19 protein-coding genes and 1 tRNA gene are annotated in these 22,041 nt (G+C 69.9%); 8 read left to right on the top strand and 12 right to left on the bottom strand.

The window, feature by feature from the left end; genetic code table 11:
- Nucleotide 1: 1 nt before the first annotated feature.
- The 3 genes from UAA55_RS26540 to UAA55_RS26550 all read right to left on the bottom strand — a co-directional run bounded on the left by UAA55_RS26540 (nucleotide 2) and on the right by UAA55_RS26550 (nucleotide 2,629).
- Entirely contained in the window at nucleotides 2-1,258 is a 1,257-nt protein-coding gene (locus tag UAA55_RS26540; RefSeq protein WP_322956545.1) for a CCA tRNA nucleotidyltransferase, read from the bottom strand.
- An 85-nt stretch (nucleotides 1,259-1,343) separates the two neighbouring features.
- The gene (locus UAA55_RS26545; protein WP_322956546.1) at nucleotides 1,344-2,000 is read right to left on the bottom strand and encodes a CoA pyrophosphatase; all 657 of its coding nucleotides are present in this window, start codon (nucleotides 1,998-2,000) and stop codon (nucleotides 1,344-1,346) included.
- Nucleotides 1,997-2,629 carry a DUF1285 domain-containing protein gene (locus UAA55_RS26550; RefSeq protein WP_322956548.1) on the bottom strand — a complete coding sequence of 211 codons (633 nt, stop codon included), beginning with the start codon at nucleotides 2,627-2,629 and terminating at the stop codon, nucleotides 1,997-1,999. The genes UAA55_RS26545 and UAA55_RS26550 overlap by 4 nt, the downstream gene beginning before the upstream one ends.
- A 176-nt stretch (nucleotides 2,630-2,805) precedes the next feature.
- Here UAA55_RS26550 and UAA55_RS26555 point away from each other — a divergent pair, with 176 nt between their 5' ends.
- Genes UAA55_RS26555 through UAA55_RS26575 form a run of 5 tightly spaced genes read left to right on the top strand, consistent with a single transcriptional unit; the run spans nucleotide 2,806 to nucleotide 9,689 of the window.
- On the top strand, nucleotides 2,806-3,822 hold the full coding sequence (locus UAA55_RS26555) for an AAA family ATPase (RefSeq protein WP_416235228.1): 1,017 nt from the start codon (nucleotides 2,806-2,808) through the stop codon (nucleotides 3,820-3,822).
- Nucleotides 3,822-4,796: a DUF58 domain-containing protein gene (locus UAA55_RS26560; protein ID WP_322956550.1), complete on the top strand. Its 975-nt coding sequence runs from the start codon at nucleotides 3,822-3,824 to the stop codon at nucleotides 4,794-4,796. The genes UAA55_RS26555 and UAA55_RS26560 overlap by 1 nt, the downstream gene beginning before the upstream one ends.
- Entirely contained in the window at nucleotides 4,796-5,230 is a 435-nt protein-coding gene (locus tag UAA55_RS26565) for a BatA domain-containing protein (RefSeq protein WP_322956552.1), read from the top strand. Before UAA55_RS26560 ends, UAA55_RS26565 begins: the two co-directional genes overlap by 1 nt.
- Nucleotides 5,227-7,566 (top strand): DUF4159 domain-containing protein, encoded by a 2,340-nt coding sequence (locus tag UAA55_RS26570; RefSeq protein ID WP_322956554.1) that lies wholly within the window; start codon nucleotides 5,227-5,229, stop codon nucleotides 7,564-7,566. The genes UAA55_RS26565 and UAA55_RS26570 overlap by 4 nt, the downstream gene beginning before the upstream one ends.
- Entirely contained in the window at nucleotides 7,563-9,689 is a 2,127-nt protein-coding gene (locus UAA55_RS26575) for a hypothetical protein (RefSeq protein WP_322956556.1), read from the top strand. The genes UAA55_RS26570 and UAA55_RS26575 overlap by 4 nt, the downstream gene beginning before the upstream one ends.
- Before the next feature lie 56 nt (nucleotides 9,690-9,745).
- On the opposite strand, the gene UAA55_RS26580 is transcribed toward UAA55_RS26575, so the two are convergent.
- The 3 genes from UAA55_RS26580 to UAA55_RS26590 all read right to left on the bottom strand — a co-directional run bounded on the left by UAA55_RS26580 (nucleotide 9,746) and on the right by UAA55_RS26590 (nucleotide 12,894).
- Complete coding sequence (locus UAA55_RS26580; RefSeq protein WP_322956558.1) at nucleotides 9,746-10,141, bottom strand: hypothetical protein; 396 nt, start codon at nucleotides 10,139-10,141, stop codon at nucleotides 9,746-9,748.
- A 918-nt stretch (nucleotides 10,142-11,059) separates the two neighbouring features.
- Nucleotides 11,060-12,280, bottom strand: coding sequence for a hypothetical protein (locus UAA55_RS26585; protein ID WP_322956560.1), 1,221 nt, complete (start codon nucleotides 12,278-12,280; stop codon nucleotides 11,060-11,062).
- 539 nt (nucleotides 12,281-12,819) lie between these two features.
- A tRNA-Gln gene (locus UAA55_RS26590) sits at nucleotides 12,820-12,894 on the bottom strand.
- 166 nt (nucleotides 12,895-13,060) lie between these two features.
- Between UAA55_RS26590 and UAA55_RS26595 the strand changes: the two genes are divergently transcribed.
- The gene (locus UAA55_RS26595; RefSeq protein ID WP_322956562.1) at nucleotides 13,061-14,002 is read left to right on the top strand and encodes an SEL1-like repeat protein; all 942 of its coding nucleotides are present in this window, start codon (nucleotides 13,061-13,063) and stop codon (nucleotides 14,000-14,002) included.
- A gap of 3 nt (nucleotides 14,003-14,005) precedes the next feature.
- Here the strand turns inward: UAA55_RS26595 and UAA55_RS26600 are convergent, their stop codons facing one another.
- The 4 genes from UAA55_RS26600 to UAA55_RS26615 form a co-directional block, all read right to left on the bottom strand.
- On the bottom strand, nucleotides 14,006-14,905 hold the full coding sequence (locus UAA55_RS26600) for a 4-(cytidine 5'-diphospho)-2-C-methyl-D-erythritol kinase (protein WP_322956564.1): 900 nt from the start codon (nucleotides 14,903-14,905) through the stop codon (nucleotides 14,006-14,008).
- Between the two features lie 38 nt (nucleotides 14,906-14,943).
- Entirely contained in the window at nucleotides 14,944-15,516 is a 573-nt protein-coding gene (locus UAA55_RS26605; RefSeq protein WP_322956566.1) for a tetratricopeptide repeat protein, read from the bottom strand.
- Nucleotides 15,482-16,648 (bottom strand): tetratricopeptide repeat protein, encoded by a 1,167-nt coding sequence (locus tag UAA55_RS26610; protein ID WP_322956568.1) that lies wholly within the window; start codon nucleotides 16,646-16,648, stop codon nucleotides 15,482-15,484. Before UAA55_RS26610 ends, UAA55_RS26605 begins: the two co-directional genes overlap by 35 nt.
- Nucleotides 16,649-16,810: 162 nt before the next feature.
- Nucleotides 16,811-18,472: an electron transfer flavoprotein-ubiquinone oxidoreductase gene (locus tag UAA55_RS26615; protein WP_322956570.1), complete on the bottom strand. Its 1,662-nt coding sequence runs from the start codon at nucleotides 18,470-18,472 to the stop codon at nucleotides 16,811-16,813.
- A 147-nt stretch (nucleotides 18,473-18,619) separates the two neighbouring features.
- Between UAA55_RS26615 and UAA55_RS26620 the strand changes: the two genes are divergently transcribed.
- A complete protein-coding gene (locus UAA55_RS26620; RefSeq protein WP_322956572.1) occupies nucleotides 18,620-19,522 on the top strand; it encodes a uracil-DNA glycosylase in 903 nt (300 codons plus the stop codon).
- A 121-nt stretch (nucleotides 19,523-19,643) separates the two neighbouring features.
- A complete protein-coding gene (locus UAA55_RS26625; RefSeq protein ID WP_322956574.1) occupies nucleotides 19,644-20,330 on the top strand; it encodes an MT-A70 family methyltransferase in 687 nt (228 codons plus the stop codon).
- A gap of 143 nt (nucleotides 20,331-20,473) precedes the next feature.
- Here UAA55_RS26625 and UAA55_RS26630 read toward each other — a convergent pair whose 3' ends face one another.
- Nucleotides 20,474-20,680 carry a hypothetical protein gene (locus UAA55_RS26630; protein WP_322956576.1) on the bottom strand — a complete coding sequence of 69 codons (207 nt, stop codon included), beginning with the start codon at nucleotides 20,678-20,680 and terminating at the stop codon, nucleotides 20,474-20,476.
- Between the two features lie 125 nt (nucleotides 20,681-20,805).
- Nucleotides 20,806-21,999, bottom strand: coding sequence for a cystathionine gamma-synthase (locus tag UAA55_RS26635; protein WP_322956578.1), 1,194 nt, complete (start codon nucleotides 21,997-21,999; stop codon nucleotides 20,806-20,808).
- Between the last annotated feature and the right edge of the window lie 42 nt (nucleotides 22,000-22,041).

Raw genomic sequence — 22,041 nt, forward strand, 5'->3', positions numbered from 1 at the left:
CCTACTGTTCCCCGGTGGAGGCGGACGCCAACCGCCGCTCCAGCTCCGCCAGGCAGGCGTCGCGGTCGGGCTGGAAGTCATGAGCGATCCACCAGCGTTCCAGCTCACCCATCAGGCGGCCGACCTCCGGCCCCGGGGCCAACCCCCGGTCCAGGATGTCCTGGCCGCGCAGGGGGAAGGGGATTTCCTGCCAGGCCGACGCCTCGGCCAGGGGCTCGAACAGCTCGAAGGCCGGCGTGCCCATGGCCGCCGCCGACAGCAGCAGCACGGCCCGGTAGATCTCCGGCCCCAGGCGGTGCAGGGCGATGCGCCGCGACTTGAAGGGCAGCTCGGGGTGCACGTCCACCACCGGGGCGGCGATGGCCGACAGCCGGTCGCGCTGGAAGTTGGAGAAGCGCAGCCGGTCGGCCACCGCCTCGGCGGCGCTGTGGGCCAGGGGGCCGGCGGGCAGCAGGGCCGCCAGCCGGGCCAGCGGCTCCGTCTCCCCCACCATCCATTCCAGCCGGTCCAGCGCCGCCAGGCGGTCCACCGCCACGGCCTGGGGCAGCACATGCTCCATGATCCCCCGGTCGACCATGATACGCCAGACGTCGGCGGCGCGGTCGGTGGCCAGCAGCTTCAGCACCTCTTCCCGCACGCGCTCGCCCGACAGGCCGCTGACCAGGGGCGCCAGGCGGGTGCAGGCGTCCAGCGCCGCCGCGTCCGGCGGGCCCTTGCCCAAGCGGGCGTAGAAGCGGAAGAAGCGCAGCAGACGCAGCACGTCCTCGCGGATGCGGGCCTCGGCATCGCCGATGAAGCGCACGCGCCCCGCCGTCAGATCGGTCACGCCGCCGAAGGGGTCATAAAGTTCCCCATCCACGGTCAGCGACATGGCGTTGAAGGTGAAGTCGCGCCGGGCGGCGTCGGCCAGCCAATCGTCGGTGAAGGCCACCCGGGCGCTGCGGCCGAAAGTCTCCACATCCTGGCGAAGGGTGGTGATCTCGAACGTCTCGTTGCCGATGATGGCGGTGACGGTGCCATGTTTCAGGCCGGTGGGCACGACGCGGATGCCGTCGGCCTTCAGCCGGCGCATCACCTCCTCCGGCGGCAGGGGGGTGGCGATGTCGATGTCGGCCGCCTGGATCTCCAGCAGGCAATCGCGCACGCAGCCGCCGACGAATCGCGCCTCCTGCCCCGTGCGCATGAGGGATTGCAGGACGCGACGGCTGGCCACGGAGGCCAACGGGCCCGTGGGCACCAGGGAACGGACGGAGGTCATGACGCCTTAAGGTTGTATTTTATAGCAATTTTATCAAGGACCCACGCCTGGAGCAACGACCGCCCCTTGTCCCGTTTGGCGCGCGTCAACCGGGCAATCCCAGCACGTCGCACAGGTTCACCAGCATCCCGGCCGTGGCGCCCCAGATGTAGCGATCGTCATAGGGGAAGACCCAGAAGTGCCTGAGGGCGCCCTTGTACTCGCGGGACTGCCGCTGGCGGCTGCCGGGGTCCAGGATGAAGCTCAGCGGCACCTCGAACACCTCCTGCACCTCGAACGGGTCGGGCTGCAGGAAGAAGGGCGGGTTGACCAAGCCCACCACCGGCACCACGCGGAAGCCGGTGCGGGTGTAGTAAGTGTCCAGCCGCCCCACCACCTCGACCTGGGTGGGGGCTAGGCCCACCTCCTCCTCCGTCTCGCGCAGGGCGGTGGCCACGGCGTCGGTGTCCTCCGGCTCGACCCGCCCGCCGGGGAAGCTGATCTGGCCGCCGTGGGCCGCCAGGTGGGCGCTGCGCTGGGTCAGCAGCACGGTCATGCCCTCGGGCCTATCGACCAGGGGCACCAGCACGGCGGCGTCGCGCACGGTCGCGGGCGGGTCGAACACGCCGCCCAAATCCACCTCGTTGCCGTCGCGATCGCCCCGGGCGTTGATGCCCGGCCCCTCGAACGCGAAGGCCCCGTCATGCCGGCCCCCTGGGCGCCCATTGGCAAACGCGCGGCGGATCGCCGCCGCCGCCGTCACGCCGCCTCCAGTCGGAAGAACATGCCCTGGCTCCACACCCCGGCCGGGCCGTCGCCGTCCTCGGCCAGGGCGATATCCGCCAGCTCATAGAACACCGGGCGGTTCAGCCGTGCCTCCAGCCCACGGCCGATGTCACCGCGCACATGGATATAGGGGCTGGGTTCCCCGGTCGCCGGGTCGACCGCCACGCGAATCGGATGCTCGGCCCCGGCCGTGACCCAGTGGTCCAGGTTGGTGCGGAAGGACAGGGCCTGGCCCCTTCCCTCACCCTCGCGCCTCATCTCCACCGCCACGAAGGGCGCGTCGTCCACGCGGATGCGGCCCCGTTCCGCCGGGGTGATCAGCCAGAAATCGCCCACTTCGTCCCGCCGCAGGACGGTGGAGAACAGCTTGACCAGCGGCAGCCGGCTGATGGGGCTGCCATGGTAAAACCAAGTGCCGTCACGGGCGATGCGGATGTCGTAGCCCTCGTCGGGCCGGGTGTCGTGCATGTCACCACCCCTTGCACCTTGCGGGGCGCGCGCCGCCCGCAGACCGGCCAGATCGGCGGGACCTTCCGGGGCGGTGGCGGGTTTGTCCGCGGCGGGCCTGCCGGTTCCAGAACCGGCATCGGGCTTGCTTTCCGTCATGACGCAATTAACCATCAAGCCAAAAGGTCCGTCCTATCAGCCTATCGGCCGATGCGGGGGGACCGGAAATTTTTCCGATTTCGGCCACAAAGCTAGCATAAAGGGGGCTGGCATAAAGGCCCGGAGCCGGCGTTTTTGGCATTGCTGGTGAACCATTGCACCTGGGAGACCCCGCGTTGAGCATCACCGACCTGCCCCGTGACCAGGTTTACCCGGACGCGAGCCTGGCCTTGGACATCGAGAACACCGGCCTGAAGCTGGCCGGCGTGCGCGCCATGATCGGCCAGGCCATCTTCGGTCAGGAAGAGGTGATCGACCTCAGCCTCGTCACCCTGCTGGCCGGCGGCCACCTGCTGCTGGTGGGCGTGCCGGGCCTGGCCAAGACCCGCCTGGTGGAAACGCTGGGCATCGTGCTGGGGCTGGACGAACGCCGGGTGCAGTGCACCCCCGACCTGATGCCGGCCGACATCCTGGGCTCGGAAGTGCTGGAAGAGGGGGAGCACGGCCGCCGCGCCTTCCGCTTCATTCCCGGTCCCGTCTTCGCCCAGCTGCTGATGGCGGATGAGATCAACCGCGCCAGCCCGCGCACCCAGTCGGCCCTGCTGCAGGCCATGCAGGAAGGCCGGGTTTCCGTTGCCGGACAATACCATCCCCTGCCCCGCCCCTTCCACGTGCTGGCGACCCAGAATCCGCTGGAGCAGGAAGGGACCTACCCCTTGCCGGAGGCGCAGCTGGACCGCTTCCTGCTGCAGGTCGACGTGACCTATCCCGAACGTGACGCCGAGCGGCTGATGATGATCGCCACCACCGGCGCCACGTCCGCCGCCGTGCGCCCCGTGCTGACGGCGGCGGAATTGCAGGCGGCGCAGGAGCTGGTGCGCCGGGTGCCGGTGGGCGACAGCGTGGTCGACGGCATCCTGGACCTGGTGCGCAGCGGCCGCCCCGAGACCAGCGACGTGGCGGAGGTGCGCCGTCACGTCGCCTGGGGTCCCGGTCCCCGCGCCGCCCAGGCGCTGATGCTGGCCAGCCGCGCCCGGGCCTTGATGGACGGGCGCTACACCCCGTCGCTGGACGACGTGGTGGCCCTGGCCAAGCCGGTGCTGCGCCACCGCATGGCGTTGAACTTCAGCGCGCGGGCCGAAGGTGTCACGCTGGACACCGTCATCGACCGCCTGTGCGCGCCGCTGGCCTGATGTCCGCCACCACCCCAAAGGCCCCCCAGAATCCCGCGGCGGCGGCCAGCCGCCTGCGCGACCGCGCCGACGCCCTGGCCCAGCGCCTGCCGCCCCTGCTGGTGGCGGCGGAACGGGTGGCCGCCGCGGTGACGCCCGGCCTGCACGGCCGCCGCCGCGTGGGGACCGGCGAAGCCTTCTGGCAGTTCCGCCGTTATCAGCAGGGTGACGACACCGACCAGATCGACTGGCGCCAATCGGCCAAGGGCGACCATGTCTACGTGCGCGAGAACGAGTGGGAGGCGGCGCAGACCGTCTGGCTGTGGCGCGACGCCGGCCCATCCATGGACTGGCGGTCGGACCGTGAGCTGCCGCTGAAGCGGGAGCGCGCCGACCTCTTGGCCCTGGCGCTGGCGTGCCTGCTGGTGCGGGGCGGCGAGCGTGTGGGCCTGATGGGCGGCCCCCGCCCCCTGCCCGGCCGCCCCGCGCTGGAGCCGCTGGCCTTGGCGCTGACCCAGGCCCCCTCCGCGCCACCCCCGGCGGTGCCGCCGGCGCAACCCCTGGCCCGCCACGCGCGACTGGCGATGATGGGCGATCTGCTGGCACCCCTGGACGACATCCAGGCCGCCGTCGCCTTCCACGCCGGCCATGGCGTGCGCGGCCATCTGCTGCAGATCCTGGACCCGGCGGAAGAGACTCTGCCCTATGAAGGGCGCGTCGAATTCCGGGCTGTGGACGGGGCGACGGGGGGTGAACAGCGCCTGCTGGTGCCGCGGGTGGACGGCCTGCGCGACGCCTATCAGGAGCGTTTGGCCGCCCACCGCGCCGGCCTGGCCCAGATCGCGCGGGCTAGCGGCTGGTCCTTCTCCCTGCACCACACCGACAAGCCGCCGCAGGCGGCCCTGCTGGGCCTGTGGGGCGCCCTGTCGCAGGAAAGCGTGAGGAGCGCGGCCGCCCATGCCGGCGTGGCCCACATGAACAAGGGGGGCGCCTGATGGCCTTCGCCAGCCCGCTGGTGCTGTGGGCCCTGGTCCTGCTGCCGGGCCTGTGGTGGCTGTTGCGCCTGACGCCGCCCGCGCCCAAGCGCGTCACCTTTCCCGCCCTGCGCCTGCTGCTGGGCCTGACCGCGAAGGAGGAGACGCCGGCGCGCACGCCCTGGTGGCTGCTGGTGCTGCGTCTGGCCCTCTGTGCGTTGCTGATCGTCGGCCTGGCCCGGCCGCTGCTGCACCCGGACGCGGCGCCGGCTCCCGGCAGCGCCCCCATGCTGCTGGTGGTCGACACCGGCTGGGCGGCTGGCCGCGACTGGCCGGAGCGGCAGCAGGCGCTGGACCGGCTGGTGACCCAGGCCGAACGTCAGGACCGCCCCGTGCTGCTGCTGGCCACCGCATCCAGCGCCGGGGGGAGGCGCCGCAGGTGCAGGGGCCGATGAGCGCCACGGCCGCCCGACGCCTGGTGCAGGCCCTCGCGCCGCAACCCTGGGCCAGTGATCGCGCGGCGGCCCTGGCCGCGCTGGACGCGGCGCAGAAGACCGGCCCCTTGGCGGGCGTCGCCGCCGACAGCTACTGGCTGGCCGATGGCCTGAACGACGGCAGCGTCGGGCAACTGGCCGACCGGCTGCGCGCCCTGGGCCGCGTCACGGTGATGACGGCCGGCGCCGACCACGGCCCCCTGCTGCTGCGGGCCCCCAACAGCGATGCCGGTGCCCTGATGGTCCCCGTGGAGCGGGCGGAGGGCGCCCAGGCGCAACCCATCGCCGTGGAGGCGCTGGGCGAGGACGGCCGCGCCCTGGGTCGAGCGGAGGGCATCTTCGCCCCCGGCCAGCGCCAGTTGGCCCTGCCCCTAACCCTGCCCGGAGAGCTGCGCAACGCCGCCGTCCGCCTGCATCTGGAGGAACGCACGGGCGTGGGCGCCAGCCTGCTGCTGGACGACCGCTGGCGCCGCCGCCCCGTGGGTCTGGCCACCGCCGGCCCCGGCGGCGACAACCAGCCCCTGCTGTCCAGCCTGTATTACCTGGACCGCGCCCTGGCGCCCTACGCCGAGGTGCGGCGCGGCACCATTTCCGCCCTGCTGGACGGCGGCGTGTCCATCCTGGTGCTGCCCGACAGCGGCGCCCTGACCGACAGCGACACCGCCCGCCTGGCCCGCTGGATCGACCAGGGTGGCGTGCTGGTGCGTTTCGGCGGCGCCCGCCTGGCCCGTGAGGCGGAGCCCGTCGGCGCCGAGACCCTGTTGCCCGTGCGCCTGCGCGGCGGCGATCGCTCCCTGGGCGGCGCCCTGTCCTGGACCACGCCCGCGCATCTGGCGCCCTTCGATGACAAGAGCCCCTTCGCCGGATTGGCGGTCCCGCCCGACGTGACCGTCAGCCGCCAGGTGCTGGCGGAACCGGGCCCGGACATGGGCGACAAGGTTTGGGCGCGGCTGGAGGATGGCACGCCCCTGGTGACGGGGGAGCGGCGGGGCAAGGGCTGGCTGGCGCTGGTGCACACCAGCGCCGACCCCGCCTGGTCCAACCTGGCTCTGTCGGGCCTGTACGTCGATATGCTGCGCCGCCTGGTGGGCCTCAGCGACGGACTGCCCGGCGGCATCGGCGGCAACGCCGGCGGCGCCCTGCCCCCCTTGTCACTGCTGGACGGCCAGGGCCGGCTGGCCGCCCCTTCCGCCGTGGCCCAGCCGCTGGAACCCGAGGGCAAGGATGGCGTGGAGGCCACCCAGGTGGGGCCGCTGCACCCGCCGGGCTATTACGGCGTGGGCGACCGGCGCCGTGCCTTGAACCTGGCCGGCTCCGTGGCGCCACTGGTGCCCATGGAACCGCTGGCCGGGGTCGCCTATCAGGGCTTCGGTGGCACGCGGGAGACGGATTTGCGCCCCTGGTTCCTAGGCCTGGCGGCGGCCCTGTGGGTGGCCGACCTGTTCCTGTCCCTGCTGGTGCGCGGCCTGCTGCCCACGTCGCCATGGCCTAAGTCAGGAAACCCAGGGGGGCGCTGGCGCCGGGGTACCGCCGCCGCGGCGCTGGCCCTGGCGGCGATCCTGGCCGCCCCGCGCGGCCATGCCGCCACGCCGGACAATGAGATCGTGAAGGCCACCACCGCCAACTGGCTGGCCTATGTCGAGACGGGCGACCGCGCCACCGACGCCACCACCAAGGCCGGCCTGCTGGGCCTGGGCGAGCAGTTGAACCGCCGCACGGCGGTGGAGGTGGCGGGCGCCATGAGCGTCAACCTGGAGAAGGACGACCTGGCCCTATTCCCCCTGCTCTATTGGGTGGTGACGCCGGGCCAGGCCGCCCCCTCCGACGCGGCGGTGGCCAAGCTGAACCAGTACCTGCGCGCCGGGGGCATGATCCTGTTCGACACCCGTGACCAGGGCGCCCCCGATGCCGGCGTCCAGGCCCGCCTGCGGGAGCTGACCCACGGCCTGGACATCCCGCCCCTGGCCCCGGTCGGCCCGGAACATGTGCTGGGCCGCACCTTCTTCCTGATGCAGGACTTCCCCGGGCGCCAGGCGGGCGGGCAGGTGTGGGCGGAGGCGTCGGAGGGCCGGGTGAACGACGGCGTGTCGCCCGTGCTGGTGGGCGGTAACGACTGGGCCGGCGCCTGGGCCATCGACGGGCAGGGGCGGCCGCTGAACGCCGTGGTGCCGGGCGGGGAGCGCCAGCGCGAAATGGCCTACCGCTTCGGCATCAACCTGGTGATGTACGCCCTGACCGGCAACTACAAGGCCGACCAGGTGCATGTGCCGGCCATCCTGGAGCGGCTGGGCCAATGATGAACCTGTTCGCCGGCCTCAGCATCAGTTTCGAACCGCTGCTGCCCCCCTGGCTGCTGATCCTGCTGGGCGCGCTGTCGCTGCTGGGCCTGGCGCTCATGGCCTGGCGCCGGGCGCGCGGCCTGACCTGGCGCTTGGCCACCCTGGCGGCGCTGGCCCTGATGCTGCTGGACCCGGCCCTGGTGCGGGAGGACCGCCACCCGCTGAAGGACGTTGCCGTGGTGGTCGTCGACACCTCCGCCAGCCAGAACGTGGGCCACCGCAAGGAGCGCACGGACGCCGCCCTGGCCGCCCTGAAGGCCAAGTTGTCCCAGGTGCCCGACCTGGACCTGCGGGTGGTGGAGACCGGCACCTCCACCGCCGGCGGCAAGGGGGAGGAGACGCGGGCCATCGACGCCCTGACCCAGGCCGTGGCCGACGTGCCCCGCCGCCGTCTGGCCGGCGCCATCCTGCTGACCGACGGCCAGGTGCACGACGTGCCGGAAAAGCCGGAGAGCCTGGCCGACCTGGGGCCCGTGCATACCCTGCTGACCGGCGAGCATGGCGAGGGCGACCGCCGCCTGGTGCTGGTGCGCGGTCCCAGCTATGGCATCGTCGGCAAGACCGTGACGGCCATGGTGCGGGTGGAGGATTTGCCAGCCGGGAAGACGCCCGCCGACGGCGCCCTGCTGACCATCCGCCAGGACGGGCAGCCGGAACGCCAGGTGCCGGTGCCGGTGGGGGAGGACGTGCCCCTGACCATCACCGTGGGCCATGGCGGGCCCAACCTTCTGGAGTTGTCGGTCAACGCCGGCCCGGCCGAGCTGTCCATGGCCAACAACCGCACCGCCTTCATCGTCAACGGCGTGCGTGATCGCCTGCGCGTGCTGCTGGTGTCGGGCGAGCCGCATGCGGGTGAACGCACGTGGCGCGACCTTTTGAAGGCCGACCCGGCGGTGGATTTGGTGCACTTCACCATCCTGCGCTCGCAGGAGAAGTCCGACAGCACGCCCATCCGCGAGCTGTCGCTGATCCAGTTCCCCATCCGCGAGCTGTTCGAGGTGAAGCTGAACGACTTCGACCTCGTCATCTTCGACCGCTATCGCCAGCGCAACGTCCTACCCATGGGCTATCTCGCCAACATCGCGGAATATGTGCGCAACGGCGGCGCCTTCCTGGAGGCCAGCGGCCCCGCCTACGCCACGCCCTTGTCGCTGTACCGCACGCCGCTGGGCGACATCCTGCCGGGCGAACCCACGGGCACGGTGACGGAACAACCCTACACCCCCACCCTGACCGAGGCCGGCCGGCGCCATCCCGTCACGGCCGGCCTGGACGGTTATGGCGAGGTGGCGCCGGCTCAGGGGAACCCGCCGAAGGCCCCCTGGGGACGTTGGTTCCGCCAGATCGACATCGTGCCGCGCCAGGGCACGGTGGTCATGAATGGCGCCAACAACCAGCCGCTGGTCGTGCTGGACCGCGTGGGCAAGGGCCGCGTGGCCCAGATCGCATCCGACCATATGTGGCTGTGGTCGCGCGGCTTCGAGGGCGGCGGCCCGGCGGCGGAACTGCTGCGCCGGCTGGCCCACTGGCTGATGAAGGAGCCGGCGCTGGAGGAGGACGACCTCAAGGCGCGCGTCGACGGCGACCACCTGGTGGTGGAACGCCGCTCGTTGAAGCCGGACGCCGACCCTGTGGAGGTACGGTCCCCCAGCGATGCCGTCACCAGCCTGCCCCTGGTGGATAGCCCCGACGGCGTGGCGCGCGGCAGCCTGGAGGCGACGGAGCCCGGCCTGTGGCGGGTGAAGGACGGCGACCGCACGGCCCTGGCCGTGGTGGGCGCCCTGAACCCGCCCGAACTGGCCGACATGCGCACCACCCCCGACCGCCTGGCCCCGCTGGCCAAGGCCACGGGCGGCGGCGTCTTCTGGCTGGTGGATGGGTCCGGCGGCAACGGCGGTCTGCCCGATCTGCGCCGCGTGCGCCCCGGCCAGAGCGCCGCCGGCGGCGGCTGGCTGGGCCTGCGCGCCAACGGCGACTACACCGTCACCGGCGTGGCCCGCGTGCCCCTGTTCCCGGCCTGGCTGGCCCTGCTGGTCCTGGCCGTCCTGCTGGTCCTGGGCTGGCGCCGCGAGGGTCGCTGAAGCGGTTTATCAGCGCGTTGACCGACATAACGCAACGGGCACATTGTTCCCGTCGCTCACGCCCCCCGCTGCCAAACCTTGGTCACCAGGAAGTGCTGGGCCAGGAACTGGTAGGTCTTCTTCAAGCGGGCCTCCAGTTCGGGCCCGCGCTCCATGGGCTCGCCGTCCCAGGCGTAGATGAGGTCGTCCCACAGCATGAGGCGGGTGTGCAGTTCGTCGCGCATGCGGCGGATGAAGGCCACCTGGCTGTCGTAGGACTTCAGCACCGCCATGATCTCGCTGGTCTGGGCATCCAGCTGGCCGAAAATGTCCTCGAAATCCAGGATGGGCTGCTTGACCAAGGCCATCATGCGCGTCAAGTCGGCCTGCAGCTGGCGGTCGGTCTTGTAGATGCGGCCGGCCTGGGACAGGCCCGCGATGATCTGCTGCACCTGGCCGTAGCGGTCGCGCAACGCCTCGATATAGGACAGTTCGCGGGCGATCGAAATCGACCTTGTCCACGATCTCCTGCTTGCGGTCGTCGGGCAGGCCGAAGCGGCGGGCCAGTTCGCTGAAAGCCTGCTGGGCGCGCTGCTTGGTCTGCGGATCCTCCACCACTTGTTCCAGTTGGCCGCGATCAGTGATCAAGGTTTCCTTGCCCGTGATCCACGACACCAGCTGCACGGTGATTCGGCCGCGCGCGATCTGCAGGTGGCTGTCCTCCACCCGCCAGGACGCGCTGCCGTCCAGCAATTCGCGTGGAATGCTGTCGCCGGGACGGATGGTCTTCACATATTTCAGGCCGCGATCGACCACGCCCAGCAGGGTGGCGTCGGCGCTGTTGTCGTCGATGCCGAAAGCCTCCCGCAGAGTGCGGAAGGGGATCTTGCCCCACACGTCGCCCAACTGCACATTGTAGACGGCCTCATTGGTGTCGCGCGTGAAGGAGAAGAAGGCCCCGGGAACCGCGAACACCTTGTTCTCGAAGATGAAATGCGTGCTGCGACTGGCCTCCGCCTCATCGGAGGCGGCGCGGGAGGCCTCGGCGGCGGCGGCCATGGCGGCACCGTCGCCAGCGCCTTCCTCGGCCCCGGCCGCCTGCACCGGATAGTCACGTCCCAATATCGTCTCCGGTCAGTTCCGCCCCACATGCCATCCTGGCACCCGCTTTCAAGGGAACGACCACGCGTTCCCCCGGCCGCGACCGGATGGTCCCCTGGCAGAAGGTGACACAGATTTGCCGGCCCGGCGATAACCTCATTTTAATGAGGCAAGCTTACCCGTTGGTTAAGCCGGCGGCGTTACACGGTCGGCATCTGATCGTGACCGCTCAAATGCCCTCGCTGGCTTGGCTTCCTGGCCATTGGCCCTGGCCGGTCGGGATCCGGCCATCAGTCGTCGTTCATCACCTGCGCCGTCTTCAGCGCGTCCCGCACCAGGACGCTCTTGCGCAGGATGTTGTCGATGACGCGGCCCTGCACCAGGCCGATGCCCATCTTTTCCGCCCAGATGAGGCCGGAGACGGTGCCGCAGCGGGCCAGGATGTAGCGGCAGTTTTCCTGCTGCCGCACCTTTTCCTGCAGCGCCTCGATCTCCTCCTCCGTCATGCTTTCCATGTCGGGGGACCAGATGATCTTGGCGTAGTCACAGGCCATGTATTCCAGGTCCATGTGCGTGACCCAGAAGTCGTTCAGCCCGTCGATGCAGATCTTGTAGCCGCGGGTGGCGGCGAAATCGACGACCTCCTTGTACATCGAGACGTTCTCGATCAGGTCGGTCTTGTTGATTTCCAGCACGACGTTGCCGCGCAGGTCGGTCGTCAGCCGCTCGTCGAACTTCACGAAGCTGGCCGACAGGATGGTGGCCAGGTTCAGGTTCAGGCCCAGACGCTTGCCGCGCAGGAAGTCGACGCCGTAGTTCAGCGCGCGCAGGACCGACAGGTCCAACTGCGAGGTGAAATAGCTGAACAGCCAGCGGTTGGCGGTGATGTCATACTCGGGCGACAACCGCTCTTCCAGCGCCTTGATGGCGATGTACAGCTCGAAATACTCGTACTCGTTCTCGGTGGGGTTCTGGATGTTCACCACCGGCTGGTTCAGCATGAAGGGCGACAGGTCGAACATCTGCACGGCGCGTTCGATCTTGCCCAGCTCCTCCAGCGTGATGGGGGGCTTGGTCTGCTCCACCGGGGCGTCGCCGCCCTCGCCCTTCTGCAGGCCCTCGATGAAGCGGATGACGTTCACGAAGTTGAGCGACAGCTCCATGATCGAATAGAGGCTGTCTTCCCGATAGGGATTCTGCTTCGTCATCGTCGTGCGCGACAGCAGCAGCTTTTCGATCTTGGAGCAGACGTCGCTGATCAGGGAGAACTTGATGCCCTTGTACAGGACGATGACGTCGTCGTTGGACAGGTTGAAGACCTGCAGGTACGACGAATTGTCCGCCGTTTCCTGCATCGCGCGCTTGATGGAGATCAGGTCGAGGTTGCTCTTGTCCTTCAGCAGGGACAGATGCAGGTGGATGAGACGCAGGCCCTGCAGTTCCCGCTTGGCGGACTGCAGCAGGGTCAACAGCTTCTGATCGTCGTATTCCGGTTTTTCAGGCAACGCCACCGGACGTTCGCCGGGCTTTACCCGGACCCAATCCCGTTTCGGCGCATTCGGACAATTCATCTCATCTCCGCAACCGGATGCTCCCAAGGCCCCGGGCAACAACTAGGACGCGCGTCTCTTCCACTGTGGACCGGGCCCACGCCCCGGAGCCCGAAACAACCCGAAACCTTGCCTGTCCGCTGGCGCCGCCAGGGGCCGGGCCGCACCGCCGCCCATCCCCCCCGTCGTTCGCGCACAACCTTCACTACCAGGATATCATGGCCGATACTTTGGCCAATTCAATATCCCGCTATCCCTCAGGATGGCGCTCCCGATAGGCAAACCTATCCTTGCGGGAATAATACTTTGGAAGAGGCGCAGGCGATACCTAAAATTTGACAAATCCTGACATCGTGCGCCGCGCGCACCGCTTCGCCCAAGAAACACGTAGTAATGGCATCCCCCGCGCCAGACACGCGGTGCGCCTGGCCAGTAATGCCACCCAAGGTGGGCCGACGTCTCTAGGCTCGGCCCGGAATTGCGAGAGTATCAGGGAGAGATGGCTGGGGCGGGAGGGATCGAACCTCCGCATGGCGGAATCAAAATCCGCTGCCTTACCGCTTGGCGACGCCCCATCACCGGGCCTCCCGTCGGGGAGGGCGGCACCATAATCAGAAAGCCCGGCGGACGCAACGCCCCAAATCGCACGGACCTTTCCCGCGAAACACTGGTTCCGCGAAACACTGGCGCCGTCCCCCAGCCATGGCACTATGGCGGCACGATCTCCCGCCCGGCCGTTCCATGCCCCACCTGCCGTATATCTGCGCCCTGGCCATCCTGTTCCTCGCCGGCGCCGCCCTGGCCGCCCCCGGCACCATGCCGGAGCGCCCGCCCGCCGGAGCCGACGCCGCCCTGCTGGCGCTGGACGCCCAGGCGCGCGCCGGTGATGCCCAGGCGCGGCTGGATCTGGCCGACGCCTATGGCGACATCCCCTTCGACCGCCCCGCCGACGTGGCGCGGGCCAGCGCCTGGTACCGGCTGGCGGCCGCCACGCCGGACCCCGCCATCCGCCGGCAGGCTTGCGCCGCCCTGGGCGCGCTGGAGGCCGGCGGCATGGGCTGGCCGGAAAACGTCCCGGCCGCCCTGCCCTGGTACCGCTGCGCCGCCGATTTGGGCGACATTCAATCCCAGTTCAACCTGGGCCTGCTGTATGACGAGGGCGTGGACGTGCCGGCGGACGCGGCCCGGGCGAAGGCCTGGTACCGCCGCGCCGCCGAGGGCGGCCTCGTGCTGGCGCTGGAGAGGCTGGGGGCGCTGGCCGAACGCGCTCATGACCGGGACGTCGCCGCGCGCCTGTACGGTGAAGCGGCGGCCAAAGGCGACCTGGCGGCGGCCCAGGCCTTGGCCCGTCTCGAGCGCGGCGGGCCATCGCCGCAGGTGGTGGGCATCGGCTTGGCGGCGCAGTCGCAGGACCCGGCCACGGTCAAGCCGCCGCCCAAGCCCGTCCCCGGCCAGCCGCGCACGCCGCCGGCCGCCGTCGGCGCGGATGGACTGCGCCTGATCCAGCAGCGCCTGCGCGACCTGGGATACCTGCTGGGGCCGGCGGACGGCCGCCTGGGGGCCCGCACGGCCAACGCCATCCTGGCCTATGAGGCGGCGCACCCGGTAATCTGGGATGAGACGGCGCCACCGCCGGACGGCTGGCCGAGCCGCGACCTGCTGGCGCGCCTCTCCCGGCCCTGAGTCTCAGGCGTCCGCGACCACCTCGGCCGCCGGCACCTCGGGCAGCAGGGCGGTGGCCTTGACCCACCAGGTGGGACGCACGCGGTTGATCAGGGCGGCCGCCGAGGCCGCCGCCGCGACGTCGGCATAGAGGCCGATGCAGGTGGCCCCGCTGCCCGACATGCGGGCCAGCAGGCAGCCCGGCGTCGCATCCAGGGCGGCCAGCACGTCGGTGATGGCGGGCGACAGGCGTTCGGCCGCGGCTCCCAAGTCATTGCCCCGCGCCCGCAGCAGCTGGGCGAAGTCGGCCACGTCCACGGGGTCGCGCTCCAACCGGCCGGCGGCGGACCAGGCTCCGGTACGGGCGGCGAAGACGTCCTTGGTCGGCATGTGCACGCCGGGGTTCACCAGCAGCAGGGCGGCCGGCGGCAGGGTGGGGCCCGCCACCACCCGCTCCCCAGCACCACCGAAATAGGCGGTACGGCCGAACAGGCACACGGGCACGTCGGCACCCAGCGCGGGCGCAAGCTCCACCAGGCGAGGGTCGTCCTGCGCGACGCCCCACAGCTCGGCCAGCGCCTTCAGCGTGGCGGCGGCATCAGCCGAACCGCCGCCGATGCCGGACGCCACCGGCAGGTTCTTGGTCAGGCGGATGGCGACATGCGGATCGCGACCCAGCACATCGGCCAGGGCGTGGGCGGCGCGCGACACCAGGTTGCGGCCGGTGCCCTCGGCCACCAGGGTGCTGCCGAAGGGCCCGTCGATGGCCAGGCTGAAGCCCGGCGCCTCGGTCACGGTGATCAGGTCGTGGGCGGTGGCGAACACCACCAGGCTGTCCAGCTCATGATAGCCGTCGGGCCGCTTGCCCAGCACATGCAGGTACAGGTTCAGCTTGGCGGCGGCGGCGGCGCTTACCGTGGTCACGGGAATAGGTCCTTCAACAAATCTCAGGTGTCAGAAGTTCACTGCGCGGCGGCGGGGTCGCGCTTCAGCTTTTCATCCAGCGCGGCCTTCAGGCTGTCCTCCGGGTTCTCGCGCGCGGCGCGCTGCCACTGGTAATGCGCCTCCAGCCGGCGGCCGGTGGCCCAGTAGGCGTCGCCCAGATGGTCGTTGATGGCCGGGTCGCGGGACTTCAGCTCCGCCGCGCGCTCCAGCAGGTCCACGGCGCCGGGGATGTCGCCGGCGCGGTACTTGGCCCAGCCCAGGCTGTCGATGATGGCGCCATCGTTGGGGCGCAGCTTCACCGCTTGTTCCAACAGCTGGCGGGCCTGGTCCAGCTTCACGCCGCGTTCCGACCAGGCGTAGCCCAGATAGTTCAGCACACCCGGCTGGTTGGGTTGCAGCTGAAGGGCGCGCAGCAGGTCGGACTCCGCCTCCGGCCAATGGCCCATCTGGTCCTGCACGGCGGCGCGGGCATAGTAGAGGAACCAGTCGCCGCCATTCGGGCGGCCGCCCAGGCGTTCGATGGCTTGGTTATAGGCGGTCAGGGCCTCGGGGAGCTTATGGTCGGCGCGTAGCAGATCGCCCAGGCGCACCAGGGCGTCGCTGCGGTCCCGGCCTCTCGGACGCCATGGCCCGCAGGATGCCGGCCGCCTCCTGTGTCTTGTTCAGGCGGGCCAGGGCGTCCGCCTGGCGCAGGCGCGCCGCCCACAGCAGGCCCACGTCCGCCTTCTCCCCCATCTTCATGCCCAGGTCGGCGACCACGGCGGCGTATTCGGCCGCCGCCTCCTGGTCCCGGTTCATTTCCGTCAGCGTTTCGCCCGCCAGCATGCGGGCGGGGGCCAGCGACGGGTCCAGGTGCAGGGCCAGGCGGGTGTAGAGCAGCGCCACCTCCGCCACCTTTTCCTGGTTGATGGCGGCGGCCACGTCGAACAGCGCTTCCGCCAGGCCCTCGTTCGCGTTGGCCACCATGCGGGCGGGATGGGGGCGGGACAGCAGGGCGCGGGCGGCGTCGCCCATGGGGCCCTTGGGATCAGCCTGCAGGATGGCCGCCACCGCCGCCTGCGCCAAGTCGGCGTGGCCCATGCGCATTTCGAAATTGGCGCGCAGCATGGCGACGCGCAGCACCTGGCCACTGTCCGAGGCCTGGGCGTACCAGCCGCGGGCGGCATCCTCGTGGCCCGCCAGATCCTCGATCAGCGCGGCATGCAGGGCCGCCATGGCGCGGAAGGACTGCTGCGCCTCCAGCGGTTCCAGCGCCGTCTTGGCGGCGGCCCAATCGCCCTTGCGCGCCTTGACCCAGGCGGTCACCAGCGGCCGCATGAAGGTGCCCAGGCCGTCCTGGGGCAGGGCGTCGATGGCGTGCAGCGCGCCCGGCTCATCCCCCGCCGCCACGGCGTCGGCCGCCAGCAGGGTCAGCGCCACGGGGTTGCCGTCCTTGGCCGCCACCAGGCGCTTGGCCAGGGGCAGCGCCACCTTGGTGCGGCCCAGGCCGACATTGATCAGCAGCGCACGGCGCAGCAGGGTCAAGTCGTCGGGATCGGACTTGAGGCTGAGGGCCAGGAAGTCGGCCGCAGCCGTCCAGTCGCCGGCGCCCTGCGCCACCTTGCCGGCGACGAAGGCCGCCAGCGGGTCGGGGCCGCCCGCCTGATCCGTCGCCTTGGCCGCCCAGGCGGAATGCCCCCAAGCCCCTGTCAGGCCCGCCGTCAGCAGGCCCGTCATGACCACCGTTGATGTCCGCCGCAAAAACCGCACGAGATCGCCGCCGTCTATTCTTAAGGTCCAAGCCCTCAAGCTAATCGGGAAACGCGGCCGGAACAACCGCGCCGGTCGGACCCGGGCGGAAACAAAAAAGGCGCCCGGTGCGGGGCGCCTTTTCCTGAAGCGGGCTTACATGTTGGGATAATTGGGGCCCCCGCCGCCCTCCGGCACCGTCCAGTTGATGTTCTGGGTCGGGTCCTTGATGTCGCAGGTCTTACAGTGCACGCAGTTCTGCGCGTTGATGACGAAGCGCGGGTTCTGGCCGTTGTCGTCGCGCGTCACCTCGTACACCCCGGCGGGGCAGTAGCGCTGCGCCGGCTCGTCATACGTGGGCAGGTTGAAGGCGATGGGGACGGTCGGGTCCTTCAGCTTCAGGTGCGACGGCTGGTCTTCCTCATGGTTGGTGTTGGAGATGAACACCGAGGACAGGCGGTCGAAGCTGATGACGCCGTCGGCCTTGGGATAGGCGATCTTCTTGGCGTTGGCCGCCGGCACCAGGCTCTCGTGGTCCGGCTTGCCGTGATGCTGGGTCCAGCCCACCAGGAAGCCCAGCTTCAGGTCGTTCAGCCACATGTGCAGGCCGCCCAGGGCCGTGCCCAGCCACATGCCGTGCTTCAGGCTGGGCTTCACGTTGCGCACCTTGTACAGGTCCTGGAAGACCCAGCTCTGGCGCCACTTGGCTTCAAGCGCCGTCAGCTCGTCATGGCCTTCGCTGCCCGCCGCCAGGCGCTCGAACGCCGCCTCGGCCGCCAGCATGCCGGTCTTCATGGCGTTGTGGCTGCCCTTGATGCGGGGCAAGTTGACGAAGCCGGCGGCGCAGCCGATGAGCGCCCCGCCGGGGAAGGTCAGCTTCGGCACGGACTGCAGACCGCCCTCGTTGATGGCGCGGGCGCCGTAGGACAGGCGCTTGCCGCCCTCCAGATAGGGGCGGATCAGCGGGTGCTGCTTGAAGCGCTGGAATTCCTCGAACGGCGACAGGTAGGGGTTGGTGTAGTTCAGGTGGACGACGAAGCCGATGGCCACCTGGTTGTCCTCCAGGTGGTACATGAAGGACCCGCCGCCGGTCTTGCTGTCCAGAGGCCAGCCCTGGCTGTGCAACACCAGGCCCTGTTTATGCTTGGCGGGGTCGATCTGCCACAGCTCCTTGACGCCGATGCCGTACTTCTGCGGGTCCACGCCGTCGCGCAGGTTGAAGCGGGCCATCAGCTCCTTCGACAGGTTGCCGCGCACGCCCTCGGCGAACAGCGTGTACTTGCCGTGCAGCTCCATGCCGGGGGTGTAGCGATCCGTCGGCTCCCCATCCTTGCCGATGCCCATGTCGCCGGTGGCGATGCCCTTGACCGAGCCGTCGTCGTGGTACAGCACCTCGGCCGCGGCGAAGCCGGGGTAGATTTCCACGCCCAGCTCTTCCGCCTGCTGCGCCAGCCAGCGGCAGACGTTGCCCAGGCTGACGATGTAATTGCCGTGGTTGTTCATCAGCGGCGGCAGCAGCGCATTGGGAATGCGCATGGAGCCGACCTCGGTCAGGACGTAGAAGCGGTCGTCGGTGACCGGGGTGTTGAGCGGCGCGCCCTTCTCTTTCCAGTCGGGGATCAGCTCGTTCAGGGCGATGGGATCGATGACGGCGCCCGACAGGATGTGGGCCCCGACCTCGGACCCCTTTTCGATGACGCAGACGCTGATCTCCTTGTCCGCGGCAGCGGCCAGCTGCTTCAGCCGTATCGCGGCCGACAACCCCGAGGGGCCGGCGCCAACGACGACGACGTCATACTCCATCGACTCCCGTTCCATGTCCTGTCGCCTTCTTCTTCCTGGTTGCCGGTTCGGTGGCTTGATGCGGGCCCTTGCGGACGAACCCTAAAGGGAGCGCGTCATTTTCGCGCGCGCTCGCCCCATGCGGTTGATGAAGAAACACACCAGCGATGGTAGGGTCAAATCATGATTGACACGGCAAAAGCCGTCACGGATCTGGCCTGGCTGGTCGAGATCGGTGCCGATGAAGCGATCAACGACCAGCCGACGGACTGGACCCAGGTGGCCAGCCGCAGGACGCCTACTGCGCGTGACGCCGGCCCTGGCCGCCCGCCGGCCGGCGCCCCGTCTGCCGCCGCCCCTGGCCGTTCGGCCACACCGCCGGAAAAAAGTTTCGGTGGCCCGCCGCCCCCCGCCACCCTGGCCGGGAGCGATGGCCCCCTAGGTAGCAACGAGGCCCGGGCCAGCGCCCGCGGCGCCGCCACGGCCGCCACGACGCTGGAGGATTTGCACAAGGCGCTGCTGGCTTTCGACGGCTGCCCCCTGAAGCAAACCGCCAGTTCCACCGTCTTCGCCGACGGCAACCCCAAGGCGCGCGTCATGCTGGTGGGCGAGGCGCCGGGCGAGCAGGAGGACAGGCAGGGCAAGCCCTTCGTCGGGCCGGCCGGCGCGCTGCTGGACAAGATGCTGGCCGCCATCGGCCTGGACCGCCATGCCGAAGCGCCGGACAAGGCGGTCTACATCAGCAACATCCTGCCCTGGCGCCCACCCGGCAACCGCAACCCCACGGACAGCGAGATCGCCGCCTGCCTGCCCTTCATCCAGCGGCATGTGGAAATCGCCGACCCTGACATCCTGGTCTTCCTGGGCGGCATCTCGGCCAAGACCCTGCTGGCCAAGACGGAGGGCATCACCCGCCTGCGCGGCCGCTGGTTCGATTATGGCAGCCCCGGCCTGACCCGCCCCCTGCCCGCCCTGGCCCTGCTGCACCCGGCCTATCTGCTGCGCAACCCCGGCGCCAAGCGCGAGACCTGGCGGGACCTTCTGTCGCTGCGCCAACGTCTTCAGGCCTTGCCGCCCCGGCCGTAAGGCCGCATAACGATGATCATCCCTTGCGCCGCCCGGGCGCTCGTGTTCTACATATGTTCCATAGTCTTCTTCACTTTATTTCCCGGCCAGTGATGAACGGACGGATGGACGGCAAGCCGGCATGACCCTCCCTGTGACCTCCGCCCCCTCCCCCGCCACGCCTGATCTGGACCCGGCGCGCGACCTGTTGGCCGTGGCCGGCAAGAAGCGTTTCGCCACCGTGCTGGCGGACCCGCCCTGGCAATTCGTGAACCGCACCGGCAAGATGGCGCCGGAGCATCACCGCCTATCGCGCTATGGCACCATGTCGGTGGAAGAGATTTGCGCCCTGCCGGTGTCCAAGGTGCTGGCCGCCACGGCGCATCTGTACCTGTGGGTACCCAACGCCCTGCTGCCGGAGGGGCTGCAGGTCATGCAGGCCTGGGGCTTCCAGTACAAGACCAACCTGGTGTGGCACAAGCTGCGCAAGGACGGCGGGTCCGACGGGCGCGGCGTGGGCTTCTACTTCCGCAACGTCACCGAGCTGATCCTGTTCGGCGTGCGCGGCAAGAACGCCCGCACCCTGGACCCCGGCCGCACCCAGGTGAATTACCTGGGCACGCGCAAGCGCGAGCATTCGCGCAAGCCGGATGAGCAGTATGAGCTGATTGAGGCGTGCAGCCCCGGCCCCTATCTGGAGATGTTCGCCCGCGGCGCCCGTCCCAAATGGACCGTGTGGGGCAACCAGGCCGACGACAGCTACGAGCCCACCTGGGACACCTACGCCCACAACTCCGCCACCCAGCGCCGCGTGGCGGCGGCCGAGTAAGGCACATTCATTCCTGAGTGATGGCTGCTTATAGGCCGTGCTTGGCCCAGATCGCCCGGACTTCCCCACCGGAGCGGCTTTCTGGGCGGACGGTTGCTGACGGACATGGATACGAACCCAGGCTTACAAGCCCGGAACGGACTTCACCGCCCGCGCCGGCCCCAGAAGGTGCGGCCTTTGCGGCTGGTCTGCTCTTCCAGGAAGGATTCCTCCAGCGCCGCCATCTGGTCGGCGGTCAGGCCCAGGGGCAGGTAATCGATGCCCGACAGTTGACGCAGGGCCTGTTCATCCATGGCCGACCGCTGCTGGGCCGCACCCCGCTTGCCATCCACACCCAACAGACGCCTCATCCCAGACACCCGTGAACTTGCCGCACTGCCACATACAACTTCGGAATGGCATGCATTGTTTCCGCGCCCGGGGCTAGGTGGCAAAAGGTTAGCCTGCGATTAATTCCCGGGCACGACGCAACCTTCTATACCAGGGTAGCGCTGAGCGCGGCGTCCAGGTCGGCGATCAGGTCGTCCACGTCCTCGATGCCCACCGACAGGCGCACCAGGCCGTCGTCGATGCCGGCCGCGGCCCGCAGTTCCGCCGGAATCGAGGCGTGGGTCATGATGGCCGGATGCTCGATCAGGCTTTCCACCCCGCCCAGGCTTTCCGCCAGGGAGAACAGCTCCGTCCGTTCCAGCAGGCGCTTGGCGGCGTCCAGCCCACCCTTCAGGCTGACGGAGACCATGCCGCCGGCGCCGCGCATCTGGCGCCGGGCCAGCTCATGCTGCGGATGGCTGATCAGGCCGGGATAGCGCACCCCCGCCACGGCCGGGTGGCGTTCCAGCCACTGGGCGATGGCGGCGGCGTTGGCGCTGTGCCGCTCCATGCGCAGGGACAGGGTCTTCAGGCCGCGCAGGGCCAGGAAGCTGTCGAAGGGGCCGGCCACGGCGCCCACGGCGTTCTGCAGGAAGCCCAGGCGGTCAGCCAGTTCCCCCTCCTCCCGCACCACGGCGACGCCGCCCACCATGTCGCAATGGCCGTTCAGGTACTTGGTGGCCGAATGCACGACGATGTCGAAGCCCAGCTCCAGCGGCCGCTGGGCATAGGGCGTGGCGAAGGTGTTGTCGCACACGGAAATCAGCCCATGCCGCCGGGCGAAGGCGGCCACTGCCTCCAGATCCACCAGTTTCAGCAGCGGGTTGGTCGGCGTCTCCACCCACAGCAGGCGGGTATCGGGGGTCAGCGCCGCCTCCAGCTTGGCCGGGTCGGTCATGTCGACGAAGCGGGAGGTCAGGCCCATGGAGCGCTTGCGCACCCGTTCCAGCAGGCGGTAGCTGCCGCCGTACAGGTCGTCCATGGCGATGATGTGGCTGCCGGCGTCCAGCAGCTCCAGGATGGTGGCCTCCGCCGCCAGGCCGGAGGCGAAGGCATAGCCCCGCGCCCCGCCCTCCAGATCCGCCACGCAGCGCTCATAGGCCATGCGGGTGGGGTTCTGGCTGCGGCTGTACTCATAGCCTTTATGGACGCCGGGGCTTTCCTGCACATAGGTGGAGGTGGCGTAGATGGGCACGGTGATGGCACCGGTGCTGGGGTCCGGCTCCTGCCCCGCATGCACGGTGCGGGTGGCGAAGGCCCGTTGGTTGGACAGGGGACGGTTGTGGCTGCGGTCGGCCATGGGGATTCCTTGGGGATGAAAGCAGGGGCGCGGGACAGAGGG

The sequence above is a fragment of the Nitrospirillum guanabarense genome, from assembly GCF_034653355.1.
Lineage (GTDB): Bacteria > Pseudomonadota > Alphaproteobacteria > Azospirillales > Azospirillaceae > Nitrospirillum.